This is a genomic window from Rhodococcus sp. 14-2470-1b (assembly GCF_002259415.1).
Lineage (GTDB): Bacteria > Actinomycetota > Actinomycetes > Mycobacteriales > Mycobacteriaceae > Rhodococcoides.
Genome location: NZ_NPFY01000028.1, coordinates 94,708 through 110,942, shown reverse-complemented (window position 1 = coordinate 110,942; position 16,235 = coordinate 94,708). Strand labels below are relative to the sequence as shown.

Here is a 16,235-nt window from a genome sequence, read left to right as displayed (position 1 = left end):
ATCGTCGGCTCATGCCAACGACCCGTGTTGCCGTCCTCGGCAGCATCAACATGGACCTCACGACGTTCACGCCGCGACTGCCGCAGCCGGGCGAGACCCTTCTCGGCACCACCTTCGCAGCCTCACAGGGAGGCAAGGGCGCAAATCAGGCGCTGGCGGCCGCACGCTCGGGCGCCGACACGACCTTCCTCGGGGCCGTCGGCTCCGACGCGTTCGGCCAGGATCTGATCGACACTCTGACCGAGGCCGGCGTCGACACATCCCTGGTTCGCCGCGTCGACGGACCGAGCGGCGTCGCCTCGATATCCGTGGACAGCGAGGGCGAGAACACGATCGTCGTCGTCGCGGGCGCAAACTCGTCAGTGCGCGCCCTGTCCGACGCCGAGCGTGACGCCATCGCGGGGGCCGACGTCCTCATGTGCCAACTCGAGATCCCGCTGGAGACCGTCGTCGAGGGCGCCACACACGCGCACGGCAACGACACCCTCGTCGTACTCAATCCCTCTCCTGTACAGGCTCTTCCGGACGCGCTTGTCGAGGCCGTCGACGTCCTCGTCGTCAACGAAGCCGAGGCACGGGAGTTGCCCGACGTCGTCTCCCGAGTGCCGCACATCGTAACCACGCTGGGTGCGCGAGGTGCGCACTACCGCGGCCCTGATTCGGCATCGGATTTCCGCTCGCCTACGGTCGACGCGATCGACACCACAGGAGCGGGCGACGCGTTCACCGGGGCGCTCGCCGCCGAGTGGTTCGCCGGACCCGACGAAGCAATCCGGTGGGCTTGTGCCGCAGGCGCTTTCGCCGCAACGCGACGGGGAGCCGGTTCCTCGTCGGGAACACGCGCGGACATTCGGGGCGTCGGGCAGGAATGAGCGGACTCCGGGCCGTCAAGCAAGCCCGGCGAGCCCGAATCCCGCGGCACACGACGCAACCGACAGCACGAGCGTGCCGACGGCGTAGCCGAGGGCCTTCGCATGCTTCCCGGATCGAACGAGCCGGACGGTGTCGACGCTCGCGGTGCTGAAGGTGGTGTACCCGCCGCAGAATCCGGTTCCGATCACGGCTTGAAGGTCCGTCGAACCATCCTGCAGCACAACGAGCCCCGCCAGAAATCCGAGCACGAGAGAACCCGAGACGTTGATGGCGGCGATCGCCCACGGAAACCCCGATCGTGGAAATCGGTCACCGAACCAGGAATCGACGACGAACCGCGCGACGGCACCGAACGCGCCCGCGAGCGCTACGAGCACGACGATCACCGGAGGTTTCCTCGGCGATGAGCGGCTGCTCCGACGACGATGCCTGCCCAGGCGGCTGCGCCACCGAGTGCCACGGTCGAGATCCCGTAGGCCACGGCGGTGGTCCAGTGTCCGTCACGGGTCAGCAGCACCGCTTCCAAGGCAAACGTGCTGTATGTGGTGAACGCCCCGCAGAACCCCGTTCCCGCGAGCAGACGTAGTCGTTGGCGCACACCGGTATCCGGTCCACGCCTCGCCAAGTTCTCCAGCACGAGGCCGAGGACGAACGCTCCGACGATGTTGATCACGAAGGTTGCCACCGGCCACTCGGGACTACGGTGCGGCAACGCCTCCTCCACACCGACCCGGGCGAGCGTTCCCACGACGCCACCGCCGAAAACCAGCGCGAGCGCCGACATGCTCGAGTGCAGCGGCCGCGTCGACGTCGCTTCGCGCTTTTCAGGATCACCGCTGCAATCGCGGCCTCCGCCGTCGCCCATGTCGCCTCCTCGTACCACCTTCTGCAGAAGAGTATCGGCCCTCGCCCGGTCGATCCTTGTCACACCGGTGCGGCACGATGGTGCCATGACGACCGCATCGCACACGCCGACAGACCTGCGCGCCGACGCCGAGCGCCTGCTCCGCGAGCTCGCGGGGGACGGTGCGAGCCTGCGCGAGGATCAATGGGTCGCCATCGAGGCACTCGTCGTCGGTCGACGCAGGGCACTGGTGGTCCAGCGAACCGGGTGGGGAAAGTCGGCGGTGTACTTCATCGCAGCGAAGTTGCTTCGTGAACAAGGCCTGGGCCCGACGGTCATCGTCTCTCCGTTGTTGGCACTGATGCGCAACCAGGTCGCGTCGGCGGAGCGTGCGGGAGTGAAGGCCGCGACCATCAACTCCGGAAACATGACCGAATGGGAGGACATCCACACCGACGTCGCGGCGGGCAGACTGGACGTCCTGCTCGTCAGCCCGGAGCGCCTGAACAACCCGGACTTCCGCGATCAGGTCCTGCCCTCGCTGGCCGGGGACGCCGGCCTGGTGGTCGTCGACGAGGCTCATTGCGTATCGGACTGGGGCCATGATTTCCGGCCGGACTATCGCCGCATCAGGACATTGATCTCCGAACTGAGAGAAGGAATTCCGGTTCTGGCAACCACCGCGACCGCCAACGACAGAGTGGTGTCGGACGTCGCCGCACAGTTGGGGGTCGGCGGCGGGGACACCCTCGTGCTGCGCGGAGGTCTCGAACGGGAGTCACTGCATCTGTCGGTCGTGAAGATCGAGAACTCGACCGAGCGAGCGGCGTGGCTCGCGTCGCATCTGGCGCAACTGCCCGGTTCCGGGATCATCTACACCCTGACGGTCTCCGCAGCCAAGGACCTGGCCGCGCTGCTGTCCGATCAAGGCCTGGCCGTCGCCGCGTATACCGGCCAGACCGACACCACGGAACGAGAGTCACTCGAGACCGACCTACTGAACAACGACGTCAAGGCACTTGTCGCGACCTCAGCGCTCGGGATGGGCTTCGACAAACCGGACCTCGGTTTCGTCGTCCACATGGGAGCCCCCTCTTCGCCGATCTCGTACTACCAGCAGGTCGGGCGTGCAGGCCGCGGCACCGATCGCGCCGAGGTGATCCTGCTTCCGGGTCACGAGGACAAGCAGATATGGAGCTACTTCGCCTCGGTTGCGTTTCCGCGCGAACACGTCGTCAGACAGGTCATCGAGACTCTCGATCCGGTGAAACCTCAGTCGACGCCGGCTCTCGAACCCCTGGTCGACTTGAACCGCAGTCGGTTGGAGATGGTCCTCAAAGTCCTCGACGTGGACGGCGCGGTACAGCGTGTGCGTGGAGGGTGGATCGCGACCGGCGAGCCGTGGACGTACGACGCCGAGCGCTACGAGCGGCTCGAGCAAGCACGAGACTCCGAACAACAGGCCATGGTCGACTACCAACGCACCGATGGCTGCCGCATGGATTTCCTCCGGCGCCAACTCGACGACCCGGACCTTACGGACACACCGTCGCACTGTGGCCGATGCGACAATTGCACAGGTCAGTCTTACTCTGCACAGGTCGATCAGGACGCCGTCGATCAGACTCGCAGCAGATTGGACCGCCCGGGAATCGACCTTCCCCCACGCAAACAGTGGCCGAGCGGAATGAAGAAGCTCGGCGTCTCACTGTCGGGAAAGATCACCGACGGGCACGAGCCTGGCCGCGTCCTGGGAAGACTGACGGATCTCGTCTGGGGAAAGCGCCTGCGTTCGGCCCTCGACGGCCCGGACGAAGCAGCGCCGTCGTCGTTGATCGACGGATGCATCAAGGTCCTCGCATCGTGGGATTGGAAGGTCCGCCCCACGGCCGTCCTGGCCCTCGAATCCGTATCTCATCCGGTTCTGGTGCGGTCCGTAGCGGGCGAGCTCGCGCGGATCGGCCGGCTCACCGACCTGGGTGTTCTGGGTCCACGTCCGGGTCATCCGGCGGTGACGGCCGCCAACTCCGCTTTCCGGGTCGCGGGGCTCGTGGACTCCTGGGACATCCCGGACCTCGGTCAGGTCGACGGTCCGATTCTGCTGGTCGACCTCGTGACCGACACCGGATGGACGTTCACGTGCGCTGCTGACGCTCTGCGGAAGGCGGGAGCGGACGCCGTGCTCCCGTTCGCTCTCGCCACCCCCAAGTAGACACCCGGTGACAGTAAGTCCAGACTGTGGATCTCCGGCGAGCAAACGAGCCCCGAACCGTTCGCCCTCGTCCTGAACCACACATTTGTGACCAGCGTCACATTCACCCTCTAACCAGGGGAAGCAGGGTGGTTTAGAGGGCCAATTTCCCGGGGTACATGAAAAGCCATGGCCACCTTGTTACGTTTGTATTTCCTATGAAGCCCGCACAGCTGAGAGCGACCTCAATCACTGCGCCGGACGCAGTGAAGTTTCGTAGTCCAAAGATTTCCGACGGAGTCCGGCTCTGGGAGATCGCAAGAGATTCGAGGGTGCTCGATCTCAACTCGAGTTACTCGTACATCCTGTGGTGCAGAGATTTTGCTGCAACGTCCGTGGTGTCGGACGTCGACGGCAGAGCAGTTGGTTTCGTCACCGGCTACATCCGGCAGGACTCCCCCACAACGTTTTTCGTGTGGCAGGTTGCGGTCGATGCCGATCAACGAGGCAAAGGCCTCGCCGGTCGTATGTTGAACGAACTCCTCGATCGCCTGACCCTCCAGGGCATCACACACTTGGAAACGACGATCAGCCCCGACAACGAGGCATCGATCGCGCTGTTCACGGCCCTCGCTCGAACACGAGGAACCGAGATTAGAAAATCAGATCTGTTCGCGCCCAATGATTTCCCTGATAGCCACGAGGCCGAGGAGCTCTACACCGTAGGCCCTGCCGCCGTGCGCACAAACGAAAGGAACAAGCAGAACATGACCGAAAAGACCGTTGCCACAGAGAAGCTCGACGTCTTCGAGACCGTCGAGTCCGCCGTCCGTAGCTACAGCCGTCAGTGGCCCGCTGTGTTCAAGACCGCGAAGAACTCGACCCTCGTGGACGAGAACGGCCGTGAGTACCTCGACTTCTTCGGTGGCGCCGGCGCACTGAACTACGGCCACAACAACCAGATCCTCAAGGACGCCCTCGTCGAATACATCCAGAGCGACGGCATCACGCACGGTCTGGACATGTCCACCGTCGCGAAGCGTGAGTTCTTGGAGTCGTTCAAGAAGAACATCCTCGACCCGCGCGGACTCGACTACAAGGTTCAGTTCCCCGGACCCACAGGCGCCAACACCGTCGAGGCAGCTCTGAAGCTCGCCCGTAAAGTGACCGGCCGTGAGTCGATCATCAACTTCACCAACGCTTTCCACGGCATGACACTCGGCGCGTTGTCGGTCACCGGCAACTCGATGAAGCGAGCTGGCGCCGGAATTCCGCTGGTGCACACCACCCCGATGCCGTACGACAACTACTTCGGCGGCGTCACCGAGGACTTCCAGTGGTTCGAGCGCGTGCTCGACGACTCCGGTAGCGGATTCAACCGTCCGGCAGCCGTCATCGTCGAGACCATCCAGGGTGAAGGCGGCATCAACGTCGCACGTCCGGAATGGCTGCGCGCTCTCGCTGAACTGTGCTCGCGTCGCGAGATCCTACTGATCGTCGACGACGTGCAGATGGGCTGCGGCCGCACCGGTCAGTTCTTCTCCTTCGAAGAAGCAGGCATCGTTCCGGACATCGTCACGCTGTCCAAGTCCATCGGTGGCTACGGAATGCCGATGGCGCTGACCCTCTTCAAGCCGGAACTCGACGTGTGGGCACCGGGTGAGCACAACGGCACCTTCCGCGGATTCAATCCGTCGTTCGTCACCTCGAAGACGGCCATCGACACCTACTGGTCCGACGACAAGTTCGAGAAGGAAGTTCTCGCCAAGGGCGAGCACATCCAGGACAACTTCATCAAACTCTGCGCCAAGTACGACGGAGTGTCGACCCGCGGTCGCGGCATGGTCCAAGCGCTCGTCTTCGACGAGCCGGAGAAGGCAGGCAAGGTCGCTGCCCTCTGCTACGACGAGGGACTGCTCGTCGAGACCGCAGGTCCGTCCGACGAGGTCGTCAAGCTGCTTCCGCCGCTGACCACCACCGTCGAGGAACTCGATCGCGGCTTGGACATCATCGCAGGCGCAACTGCCAAGGTGTGCTCCTGACCCGTGCAGGATCGAATCCTGCACATCGTCGAGTTGCACATTCGTTGAAGGGAGACAACACATGATCGTACGTACCACCGAGGAAATCACCGGAACCGATCGCGACATCTCGAGCGAGGACGGCAACTGGCGTAGCAAGCGCATCGTGCTGGGCGGCGACAAGGTCGGATTCTCGTTCCACGAGACCACCATTCAGGCCGGCACGGTGAACAACTTCCACTACGCCAACCACATCGAAGCCGTCTGGTTGATCGAGGGGGAAGGCACGTTGACCGATCGCGAGACCGGCGAAACGTACGAACTCGGTCCAGGGTCGATGTACCTGCTCAACGGCAACGAGCGCCACACCGTCGAGCCTCGCACCCAGATGCGCATGCTGTGCGTGTTCAACCCGCCCGTCGTCGGAAACGAAACCCACGACGAGAACGGTGTCTACCCTCTCGTGGAAGTTCCCGCATAAGCTTGCTCTTCATGACTCCACCCCGCTCGATTCCAGTTGCCGTCGGCCCCGAAGAGGACCGAATCACGGTTTCCGCAATCGAGCGGGGTGGAGCCGTTGTGGCTCCATTGGACAGAGCCTCGGGACTCGTGTGGACCGAGGGACCGTCGAGGTTCCCTGCGACGCTCCCCTCGAACGTCGAATGGGTGCAACTGCCGTCTGCAGGCGTCGAAGCCTGGTTCGACGCAGGAATACTCGCCGCCCATCCTTCCGTCCTGTTCACCTCCGCCGCCGGCGCCTTCGCCGCGACTGTCGCCGAACACGCGCTAGCCCTGCTGCTCGCCGGTGTGCGCGCTCTCCCTGAACACCTCGAAGCCCGCTCGTGGCAACCGGAACGGTTCATGAGCAGAGTCGGTACCCTCCGGGGGTCGACGGTCACGATCCTCGGAGCAGGCGGCATCGGCCGGGCGTTGATCCCACCGCTTACCGCGCTGGGAGCGGATGTCGTAGCCGTGAACCGTTCGGGTCGACCTGTGCCTGGTGCCGTACGCACGGTGCCCGTCGCCGCTCTCGCCGATGTGTGGCCCCTCACCGACCATGTCGTGATCGCCGCGCCGGCCACACCGGCCACCCGTCACCTCGTCGGCGAACACGAACTGGCCCGGCTGCAGAAACACTCGTGGGTGATCAACGTGGCACGGGGTTCACTCGTAGACACAGACGCCCTGATCGACGCTCTGACCGCACGCACCATCGGCGGCGCCGGCCTCGATGTCACCGACCCCGAGCCGCTGCCCGACGGTCATCCCCTGTGGACGTTGCCGAACGCGATCGTCACTCCGCACGACTCCAACCCGACAACGCTGCGTCACGCCGCATTCGCCGACCACGTCGCAGCCAACGTCGCGCGCTTCGTCGCAGGTGAAACGCTTGCCGCCCGCATCGACTCGACGCAGGGATACTGAGCGCTAACCTGGAGAACGTGGCAACGACCGTTCGCGCAGTCTCCTCGGCGAGTCAGCTCGACGACATCGTCGAGTTGCTGACCGACAAGCGGGTCGCCGTCGTATCGGGCGCGGGTATGTCCACCGATTCCGGGATTCCCGATTACCGAGGCCCGGACTCTCCGCCGCGAAACCCCATGACCTTTCAACAGTTCGTCGGCGACGACGAGTTTCGCCGTCACTACTGGGCACGCAACCACGTCGGCTGGCGGCACATGGACGCTGCCCAACCCAACCGCGGCCACCGGGCTCTCGCCGCACTGGAGCGCCGCGGAAACGTCTCCGGTGTCATCACTCAGAACGTCGACATGCTGCACACCAAGGCAGGCAGCCGCCGCGTCATCGACCTGCACGGTGTCTACGCTCGGGTCACGTGCCTGAACTGCGGACAGCTCGTGTCCAGGTACACGCTGGCACGACGCCTCGAGATGCGCAACCCGGGCTTTCTCGCCAGCGTTGCCCCGGCCGACGGCGTCGAAATCGCGCCCGACGCCGACGCTGTCATCTCCAGCACCGCCCACTTCCGCATGGTGGATTGCGAGAACTGCGGTGGTGTGCTGAAACCGGACATCGTGTACTTCGGGGAAAGCGTCCCCAAGCCTCGAGTCGCGGAAGCCTTCGACCTCGTCGACTCGGCGGACGCACTTCTCGTACTCGGATCGTCTCTCACGGTGATGTCGGGCTTGCGGTTCGTCCGCCGCGCCGCGAAAGCAGGCATCCCCATCGTCGTGGTCAACCGTGGATCCACCCGAGGCGACGAATTCGCATCGATCGTCAGCGCGGCAGGGTGCTCGGAAACTCTCTCCGGACTGCTCGACGCGCTGCCGCCAGTGCACTGACCACAACCGCAACCGGCCCCTGGCGCTCCTCACCGCGTCATAATTCCCGAGTCCGCTACAGCTCCACGGACACCAGGTCGTCGGCGTGAACCACTGGCCGCTGGAGTTCGGGAGCCAGGTCGGAGCTCGACTTTCCGAGCATGCCGGACAACTCGGACGCGTCGTACGCCACTACTCCCCTGGCGACGACGGATCCTTCGGGATCGCGCAGTGCAACTACGTCGCCTCCGTGGAAGTTGCCGGTGATCCCGACGATGCCGGCGGACAGCAGCGAGCGCCTGAGGTCCACGACGGCACGCACGGCACCTGCGTCGAGGTGCAGGTCGCCGTCGACGTCCGCGGCGTGCCGGACCCAGAACTTCCGTGACGACAGTCGGACCGGCCGGGCAGCGAAAGCCGTTCCGACTCCCGCATTGGTGAGAGCGTCGTTCGCGTCGGACGCAGCGGCAAGCAGGACGGGAACCCCAGCATCGGCTGCGAGTCGCGCAGCGGACAATTTGGAGGCCATTCCGCCCGTTCCGAGTGCTCCTCCAGACCCTGCAACCACTCCGTCCAGGTCTTCCGGGCTGTCGACCTCGGGGATGAGCGTCGCACCGCCTTTGCGCGGGTCGCCGTCGTACAGGCCGTCCACGTCGGACAGCAGAACCAGTGCGTCTGCTCCCGACAGGTGCGCGACGAGGGCTGCCAGACGATCGTTGTCACCGAATCGGATCTCGGCGGTGGCGACGGTGTCGTTCTCGTTCACCACGGCGACCGCTCCGAGCGAACGCAATCGGTCCAACGTACGCTGCGCGTTCCGGTGATTGGTGCGTCTGGCGATGTCCTCGGCCGTCAGCAGAACCTGTCCGACGGTACGACCGAAACGTCCGAACGACGTACCCCATGCATGCGCCAACGCGAGCTGCCCGACACTGGCCGCAGCCTGCTTGGTCGCGAGGTCTCGTGGCCGCTTGGTCAATCCGAGCGGCGCGATTCCGGCGCCGATGGCACCGGACGACACGACGATCACGTCGGTCCCGGCACGCATACGAGTCTCGACGGCTTCCGCCAACGCATCGAGACGCGTGACGTCGAGGCCGCCGACCAGGGACGTCAGCGCCGAGGATCCGATCTTGACGACGATGCGCTTGGCGCCCGCGATGGTGCCTCTCGTCGCCGATACCCTTGACGCAGAATCGGATTCAGCGCTCACATTCCCTCACTCTTCGGGGTCGAGCCCACGCCGGACTCGACGAGCATGCTTACGTTCGTCCGCGCTGATGCGCTCGACCTGATCGAGCCGTGCGTCGGTACCACGTCCGGTGCGGACGATGTCGACGCCGGCGGAAGTCTGCGGTTCCCAGTCGAACGTGACGTCACCGATGGTGACCGATGCGCCCGGCTCCGCTCCGAGTTTGATCAACGCGTCCTCGACGCCGAGGCGTGCCAACCTGTCGGCGAGGTAGCCCACGGCCTCGTCGTTGCTGAACTGTGTCTGCGCAACCCACCGTTCGGGTCGGGTACCGAGCACCAGGAAACCGCCGGGCACGTCGGGATCCTTGACGACCTCGAAGCCGTCCTCGTTGCGTGCCACTGGACGGATGACTGCACGACGAGGCTCTGCGGGCGGGTGCGCCACCCGGTACTCCTCGACCATCTTGGCCAGGGCGAAGATCAAGGGCTTCAATCCTTCTCGGCTCACAGCCGAGATGGTGAACACCGGCCAACCGCGCGCCTCGAACTCGGGGGTCACCATCTCGGCGAGCTCGGCAGCCTCCGGGATGTCGGCCTTGTTGAGCACGACGATGCGTGGACGGTCGGCCAGGTCACCCAGGCTCGCGTCACCGAGCAGCGCGGGCTTGTAGGCAGCGAGTTCTGCTTCCAGCGCGTCGACGTCCGAGACCGGATCGCGACCGGGATCCAGTGTCGCGCAGTCGACCACGTGAGCGAGCACCGCTGTCCGCTCCAGGTGCCGGAGGAAGTCGAGACCGAGGCCCTTTCCCTGGCTGGCTCCGGGAATCAGGCCAGGAACGTCGGCGACGGTGTAAGTCGTGTCACCGCTGGACACGACACCCAGGTTCGGCACGAGCGTGGTGAACGGGTAGTCCGCGATCTTCGGCTTGGCGGCCGACAGCACCGACACGAGAGACGATTTGCCGGCGGAGGGAAAACCGACGAGCCCGATGTCCGCGACGGATTTGAGCTCGAGCACCAGGTCGCGCTCGACCCCTTCCTCACCGAGGAGAGCGAAGCCGGGAGCCTTACGAGCTTTGGACGACAGCGCTGCGTTACCGAGTCCGCCCCGGCCGCCGGGCGCAGCGTCGAATCGCGTGCCCTCTCCGATCATGTCGGCGAGAATGCGGCCGTCCTTGTCGAGGACGACGGTGCCGTCGGGCACCTTCAGGATCAGATCCTCGCCGTTGGCGCCCTCTCGGTTGCCACCCATGCCCTGGGTTCCGTTGCTGGCCTTGGCGTGCGAGTGGAAGTGGAAGTCGAGCAAAGTGTGCACGCTGCTGTCGACGACGAAGACGACTCCGCCTCCGCGTCCACCGTTGCCGCCGTCGGGTCCGCCGAGCGGTTTGAACTTCTCGCGATGAACCGAAGCGCAGCCGTTGCCGCCTTTACCGGCGCTGACGTGCAGCACCACGCGGTCTATGAATCGTGACATGGCTGCCTTCGATCCTTCCTCGGTCAGGTGACCGAATGTCTGTGCCCCACGAACGCGATAAGGGCGGACCGGGTGTCTTAGACCCTGGTCCGCCCTCGTCGTAGATCGTGGGGTGCGCCGTGCGGATCGCGTGCGATCCCCGGGCGCGGATGGTGCAGCGGAGACTAGGCCTCGACTGCGACCGGAACGATGTTCACGGTCTTGCGTCCACGCTTGGCGCCGAACTCGACGGCACCTGCGGACAGTGCGAACAGAGTGTCGTCGCCGCCACGGCCGACTCCGACACCGGGGTGGAAGTGCGTGCCGCGCTGACGAACCAGGATCTCGCCTGCACTGACCGTCTGGCCACCGAAACGCTTGACGCCGAGGCGCTGTGCATTCGAGTCGCGACCGTTACGGGAGCTGGATGCACCCTTCTTATGTGCCATGTTGCGTACCCTCCTCGGGTAAGAAGATCGCCGGTGCCCTGTGAGAAACCGGCTGAGAAGAACTGGTTACTTGATACCGGTGACCTTGAGGACGGTCAGCTTCTGCCTGTGTCCCTGACGCTTGTGGTATCCGGTCTTGTTCTTGAACTTGTGGATGCGAATCTTCGGGCCCTTGGTGTGCTCGACGATCTCGCCGGCGACGGAGATCTTCGCCAGCTTCTCTGCATCTGTGGTCAGGTCGGAACCGTCAACGACGAGGACCGGAGCAAGCGAGACAGCAGTGCCGGGCGCTCCCTCGATCTTCTCGACCTTGACGAGGTCACCAACAGCGACCTTGTACTGCTTTCCGCCGGTCTTGACGATCGCGTACGTTGCCATCGGAGGGCTACCCCTTGCTTCTTCGAACTTGCTCGCGCTGCCCACGGCAACACGACTGGTCTGATCTTGCTTTGTTCTTGCTTTCAAACATCCCGGCATCTATCCCGATCAATGCTCCTGCCTTCCGCGAAGGGAGCCAGGGCACAGCAGAACGGTGTCGCCGGGAGCGACTTATCAAGGTTACGGCAGACGGGCGGCCATGGTCAAACCGCCCGTCCCCTGTTCCCTATGCGTCTACGGGAGGACCCGCCGGTCGTGCAGCACTGCGGCGGCGCCGCGGCCGAGCCACCGGCAGTTCTTCCGGCACGTCCCCTGCATCCACCTGGGCGAATGCGGGAGTCGTCACTGGTTCCGGCGCAGGCTCGTCCGCAGCTTCCGTGCCGTCCGCCGTTGCCGAGATCACGAAGACAGCTCCCGCGTCCGGTCCGGTGTCGGTCGGTGCAGCAGCCTTGCGAGCCACTCGCCGTCCGCGCCTGGCCTTGACCGGAGCCTCGGACGCTGCGGGTTCGTCGGCTGCAGCCGACTCGTCGACATTAGGTTCGACGACATTAGGTTCGACGGCAGCAGGTTCGACCACAGCAGGTTCGACGGCAGCCTGTTCAGGCGCAGCCTCTTCGGCAGCGGGACGATCCGTTGCCGCTTCGGATGACGGAGTCTCGGCATCGACGTGTGTGGGCGATTCCGCTTCGACTGCGCCTGTGTCTTCCGCTACGGCAGATGCAGTAGGCCGCGACGCCTTTCGGCGTGCACTGCGTCCACCTCGACGGGACGAGCCGGTGGGTGCCGCTTCCGTGCCGTTCGACTGGGACTCCTGCGGAGCCGCTGCATCCGACACCGCTGCACCCGACACCGCTTCATCCGACACCGCTTCATCCGACACCGATGCGTCCGACACGGCTTCATCCGACACCGTTGCGTCGTCGTTGCCCTGTACAGCGGCGACGTCCGAGGCGTCGATGACCTTGTTCTCCGTCGACGCCGATGCGTCGTGTTCCACCACGTCGGCTGGTGTGACGTCGGCGACGACTTCGTCGTGGTGCGCTGCCATTGCCAGGGCGACCGGATGGGCTCGCTTGACGGCAGGCTCAGCCGTGGGTTCGGAGTGATCTGAGCCGTTGGAGTGGCCATTCCCCGTGCCGCTGCCGTTGGAACCAGCGCTGCCGTTGGAACCAGCGTTGCCGTTGGAACCAGCGTTGCCGGTGGAACCGGCGTTGTCGGACTTGTCGCGTCCACGACGCTTGCGCTGCGAACCCGAGTCCCCTCGTGAGGACCCCGAGCGTCCACCGTCGTCGGGCTTGGCCTCCACCGGGAACGGATGCACGATGATTCCGCGACCCTGGCAGTGCTCACAGGTCGTCGAGAACGCCTCGACCAGACCGGTTCCAAGCTTCTTGCGTGTCATCTGAACGAGGCCCAGCGACGTCACCTCCGACACCTGATGGCGTGTTCGGTCACGACCGAGGGCTTCGGTGAGTCGACGCAGAACGAGGTCACGGTTCTGTTCGAGCACCATGTCGATGAAGTCGACGACGATCATGCCGCCGATGTCACGCAGGCGCATCTGCCGAACGACTTCCTCGGCTGCTTCGAGGTTGTTGCGGGTGACCGTCTCTTCCAGGTTTCCACCCGCGCCGGTGAACTTGCCGGTGTTGACGTCCACCACGGTCATCGCTTCGGTGCGATCGATCACCAGGGTGCCGCCGGACGGGAGCCACACCTTGCGATCGAGTGCCTTGGCGAGCTGCTCGTCGATTCGGTGGGCCTCGAACACGTCGGGCTGACCTGGTTCGGCGACGTGGCGCTCGAGCTTGGGGAGCATGTCGGCGGCGACGGTTTCGATGTAGGTCGACGTTGTCGACCATGCCTTGTCACCTTCGATGACGAGCTTGACGAAGTCCTCGTTGAACAAGTCGCGGATGACCTTCACCAGCAGATCGGGCTCTTCGTAGAGCGTCTGCGGCTGGCTGCCCTTGCCGGACTCGGCCTTCGCCGAAGCTTCCTCGATCGATGCCCACTGCGCCTGCAGCCGCGACACGTCGCGGGCCAACTCCTCCTCGCTGACACCCTCCGCAGCCGTGCGGATGATGACGCCTGCCTCGGACGGGACGATGTCGCGGAGAATTTCCTTCAAACGCTTACGTTCGGTGTCCGGAAGCTTGCGGCTGATGCCGGTCGAACTGCCGCCGGGGACATACACGAGATAGCGACCGGCCAGCGACAGCTGCGTCGTGAGCCGGGCACCCTTGTGCCCCACCGGGTCCTTGCTGACCTGCACCAGGACTTGATCACCCGGCTTGAGCGCCTGCTCGATCTTGCGGGAGTTGCCTCCCAGACCGGCGGCGTCCCAGTTGACCTCGCCCGCGTACAGCACACCGTTGCGACCACGGCCGATGTCGATGAACGCGGCTTCCATGCTCGGCAGCACGTTCTGAACGCGTCCGAGGTACACGTTGCCGACCATCGACGCCGACGCACTGCTGGTGACGAAGTGCTCCACGAGCACGCCGTCCTCGAGAACGGCCACCTGCGTGGTGTCGCCGTGGTCCGGGAACGACTTCTCGCGTACCACCATCACGCGGTCCACGGATTCACGACGAGCCAGGAATTCGGATTCGGTCAGGATCGGCGGACGACGACGGCCGGCGTCGCGTCCGTCGCGTCGACGCTGGCGCTTCGCTTCGAGCCTCGTCGATCCGGTGATTCCCTGAACTTCGTCCTTGTTGCGGGACTTGGTGCGCGGCTCACGCTCGTGAACGACGGTGTTGGGCGGGTCGTCCTCGGACGATGCCGTGTCCGACGACGCGTCACCGGAACTGCGGCGACGACGGCGACGACGCCTGCGGCGGCTCGAACCGTCGGCTGCATCCTGCTCGTCGTCCGAATCGTCGGAGTCGGACTCGGCCGACGCGTCGCCGCTGTCCTGTGCATCGTCGTCACCCGACTCGGCCGATACGTCGTCCCCGGACTTGGACGACGCATCGTCGCCGGACTTGGCTCCGCCACGTGACCTGCTACGCCGACGCGAGCGCCGTTCACCGGTCGGCTTCGAGTCCTCGGCGGTGTCACCCTCGGTGGATTCGTCCTCCGAATCACTGCTGCCGGTGTCACTGCTGTCGGTGTCACTGCTGTCGGTGTCACTGTCCGACCCCGAGGGCTCGGACGGAGCCGCGACGTCGTCGGCATCCGAGTCAGCGCCCTGATCGCCGGCACCCTGATCATCGACACCGTCCGAGCTGGAGTCGTCCGAGCTGGAGTCATCCGTGCTGCTGTCGCCGGCCTGGTCACCACGTCCACGGCCGCGACCTCGGCGTCCACGACGGCGGCGACGCGGCTGAGAGTTGTCGTCGTCGGCATACCCGTCGTCGGAACCGTCCTCCGACGAGGTGTCCACGGACGAGGTCGCATCGGACGGCGTTTCGTCATTGCCGGTGTCTGCGGAAGCGGGCTTGCCGTCCGGCGAGTCTGTGGTCTGGGGGCGGGTGCCCTCGGACTCCTCGGTCGAGGCGTCTGCAGCTGCGGTCACTGCCTGCGTGTCCGCTGCGTTCGGGTTCGCGTCTGCTGCCGACGAGTCCGCCGCGGGGCCAGCTGCCTTCTTGCTCCGACGCCGCACACGAGGAGGTTCGGCTACGGCCTCGGGCTGGAGGAAGAGAGGTCCGGAGAAAGTCGGACGTGCCACCGGAGTCGCAGTGCCGGTTGCAGCGCTCTCGGCGGGCGCGTCAGTCGAGAACAAGGTCTGGGCGGGCTGAGGCTCTGCGACGTCCGGCTCTGCGACGTCCGGCTCGGCGACCTGTTCCTCTGCCGCCTCGGGAACCACAGCAGCGGGTTCCACAGCAGCGGGTTCCACAGCAGCGGGTTCCACAGCAGCGGGCGCCACCGCTTCCGGTTCTGCGAACGAGGCATGGACCGTCTGGGCGACGTCGCGGCCGAGGCTCGACTGGGCGCTGCGGGCTTCGATACCGAGTTCGCCGAGCTTGGCCAGCACTTGCTTGCTGGTCACCCCGATGATCTTCGCCAGCGCGTGTACGCGCAGGCGATCCGGGAACGTCGGGGCTACCTCGGCGCCACCTTCTGCACTTCCCGTGTTCGAATTCTGTACATCTTCCGGCGGGGCTTGATCGGCCACGTATGTCTCCTCGGGCCCCCGGGCGCGTCCACCTTCGACTGCTGGGTGTGACGCGGCCACGCGAGGGCAATCCTTGTGTCCTGACGAAAGGTTTGACGTCAGTGTTGTCTTGTCACGCTCTTGGTCTCGCTCCGCGTCCGAGGCACCGCCACGATCAGTGGCCGGTGCACCGAGCACGGTGCCTGGCTGGATGGCTGTGGTGTCCTCCGGTACGAGCGCCTGATCATCAAGCGTGCCTGCGACGGCGGAGGCTTCCGCTCGGCGTCGGCAGCGATGACGGGCATCGCACGCGAAGGTGTCATCCGGTTGCTGACACGAGAACACCGATATGTCGGCGTTCGATCGTCCTGCTGGTACTGAAAAATTTCTCGAATGCTGGTGGTCGGTGAAACTGAAACTGTGAAAGCAACCTTCGCCAGTATCCCAC

The 16,235-nt window shown here is 65.1% G+C and carries 13 protein-coding genes and 1 pseudogene; 7 read left to right on the top strand and 7 right to left on the bottom strand.

Going from position 1 to position 16,235, the window contains the following annotated elements:
• Positions 1–11 precede the first annotated feature (11 nt).
• Positions 12–872 (top strand): ribokinase, encoded by an 861-nt coding sequence (locus tag CH293_RS20645; RefSeq protein ID WP_094721358.1) that lies wholly within the window; start codon positions 12–14, stop codon positions 870–872.
• Between the two features lie 15 nt (positions 873–887).
• Here the strand turns inward: CH293_RS20645 and crcB are convergent, their stop codons facing one another.
• Together crcB and CH293_RS20635 are read right to left on the bottom strand one after the other, a co-directional pair.
• Positions 888–1,259, bottom strand: a complete 372-nt coding sequence (crcB, locus tag CH293_RS20640) for a fluoride efflux transporter CrcB (RefSeq protein WP_094721357.1) — start codon at positions 1,257–1,259, stop codon at positions 888–890.
• Entirely contained in the window at positions 1,256–1,738 is a 483-nt protein-coding gene (locus CH293_RS20635) for a CrcB family protein (protein ID WP_094721420.1), read from the bottom strand. The genes crcB and CH293_RS20635 overlap by 4 nt, the downstream gene beginning before the upstream one ends.
• Before the next feature lie 85 nt (positions 1,739–1,823).
• Between CH293_RS20635 and CH293_RS20630 the strand changes: the two genes are divergently transcribed.
• The 6 genes and pseudogenes from CH293_RS20630 to CH293_RS20610 all read left to right on the top strand — a co-directional run bounded on the left by CH293_RS20630 (position 1,824) and on the right by CH293_RS20610 (position 8,232).
• The gene (locus tag CH293_RS20630) at positions 1,824–3,929 is read left to right on the top strand and encodes an ATP-dependent DNA helicase RecQ (RefSeq protein WP_094721356.1); all 2,106 of its coding nucleotides are present in this window, start codon (positions 1,824–1,826) and stop codon (positions 3,927–3,929) included.
• A gap of 158 nt (positions 3,930–4,087) precedes the next feature.
• Positions 4,088–4,627: pseudogene (gene ectA / locus CH293_RS28650) on the top strand (diaminobutyrate acetyltransferase); the annotation flags it as partial.
• A 48-nt stretch (positions 4,628–4,675) separates the two neighbouring features.
• A complete protein-coding gene (ectB, locus tag CH293_RS20625; protein ID WP_255122946.1) occupies positions 4,676–5,950 on the top strand; it encodes a diaminobutyrate--2-oxoglutarate transaminase in 1,275 nt (424 codons plus the stop codon).
• A 61-nt stretch (positions 5,951–6,011) separates the two neighbouring features.
• A complete protein-coding gene (locus tag CH293_RS20620) occupies positions 6,012–6,410 on the top strand; it encodes an ectoine synthase (RefSeq protein ID WP_019664717.1) in 399 nt (132 codons plus the stop codon).
• 11 nt (positions 6,411–6,421) lie between these two features.
• The gene (locus CH293_RS20615; protein ID WP_094721418.1) at positions 6,422–7,354 is read left to right on the top strand and encodes a D-isomer specific 2-hydroxyacid dehydrogenase family protein; all 933 of its coding nucleotides are present in this window, start codon (positions 6,422–6,424) and stop codon (positions 7,352–7,354) included.
• A 17-nt stretch (positions 7,355–7,371) separates the two neighbouring features.
• Positions 7,372–8,232 (top strand): NAD-dependent protein deacetylase, encoded by an 861-nt coding sequence (locus tag CH293_RS20610; protein ID WP_037110294.1) that lies wholly within the window; start codon positions 7,372–7,374, stop codon positions 8,230–8,232.
• Positions 8,233–8,287: 55 nt separating this feature from the next.
• Here the strand turns inward: CH293_RS20610 and proB are convergent, their stop codons facing one another.
• From proB to CH293_RS20585, 5 genes are all read right to left on the bottom strand, one after another.
• On the bottom strand, positions 8,288–9,424 hold the full coding sequence (gene proB / locus CH293_RS20605) for a glutamate 5-kinase (RefSeq protein WP_094721355.1): 1,137 nt from the start codon (positions 9,422–9,424) through the stop codon (positions 8,288–8,290).
• Between the two features lie 6 nt (positions 9,425–9,430).
• On the bottom strand, positions 9,431–10,879 hold the full coding sequence (obgE, locus tag CH293_RS20600; RefSeq protein WP_037110291.1) for a GTPase ObgE: 1,449 nt from the start codon (positions 10,877–10,879) through the stop codon (positions 9,431–9,433).
• 164 nt (positions 10,880–11,043) lie between these two features.
• Positions 11,044–11,307 carry a 50S ribosomal protein L27 gene (gene rpmA / locus CH293_RS20595; RefSeq protein WP_019664722.1) on the bottom strand — a complete coding sequence of 88 codons (264 nt, stop codon included), beginning with the start codon at positions 11,305–11,307 and terminating at the stop codon, positions 11,044–11,046.
• A 66-nt stretch (positions 11,308–11,373) separates the two neighbouring features.
• Positions 11,374–11,685, bottom strand: coding sequence for a 50S ribosomal protein L21 (rplU, locus tag CH293_RS20590; RefSeq protein ID WP_019664723.1), 312 nt, complete (start codon positions 11,683–11,685; stop codon positions 11,374–11,376).
• 226 nt (positions 11,686–11,911) lie between these two features.
• Positions 11,912–15,808, bottom strand: coding sequence for a translation initiation factor IF-2 N-terminal domain-containing protein (locus CH293_RS20585; RefSeq protein ID WP_094721354.1), 3,897 nt, complete (start codon positions 15,806–15,808; stop codon positions 11,912–11,914).
• Positions 15,809–16,235: the final 427 nt, after the last annotated feature.

Coding starts and splice junctions, on each gene's coding strand:
- CH293_RS20645 (WP_094721358.1), top strand. CDS start 12: ATGCCAACGACCCGTGTTGCCGTCCTCGGCAGCATCAACATGGACCTC.
- CH293_RS20635 (WP_094721420.1), bottom strand. CDS start 1,738: ATGGGCGACGGCGGAGGCCGCGATTGCAGCGGTGATCCTGAAAAGCGC.
- CH293_RS20630 (WP_094721356.1), top strand. CDS start 1,824: ATGACGACCGCATCGCACACGCCGACAGACCTGCGCGCCGACGCCGAG.
- ectB (WP_255122946.1), top strand. CDS start 4,676: ATGACCGAAAAGACCGTTGCCACAGAGAAGCTCGACGTCTTCGAGACC.
- CH293_RS20620 (WP_019664717.1), top strand. CDS start 6,012: ATGATCGTACGTACCACCGAGGAAATCACCGGAACCGATCGCGACATC.
- CH293_RS20615 (WP_094721418.1), top strand. CDS start 6,422: ATGACTCCACCCCGCTCGATTCCAGTTGCCGTCGGCCCCGAAGAGGAC.
- obgE (WP_037110291.1), bottom strand. CDS start 10,879: ATGTCACGATTCATAGACCGCGTGGTGCTGCACGTCAGCGCCGGTAAA.
- rpmA (WP_019664722.1), bottom strand. CDS start 11,307: ATGGCACATAAGAAGGGTGCATCCAGCTCCCGTAACGGTCGCGACTCG.
- rplU (WP_019664723.1), bottom strand. CDS start 11,685: ATGGCAACGTACGCGATCGTCAAGACCGGCGGAAAGCAGTACAAGGTC.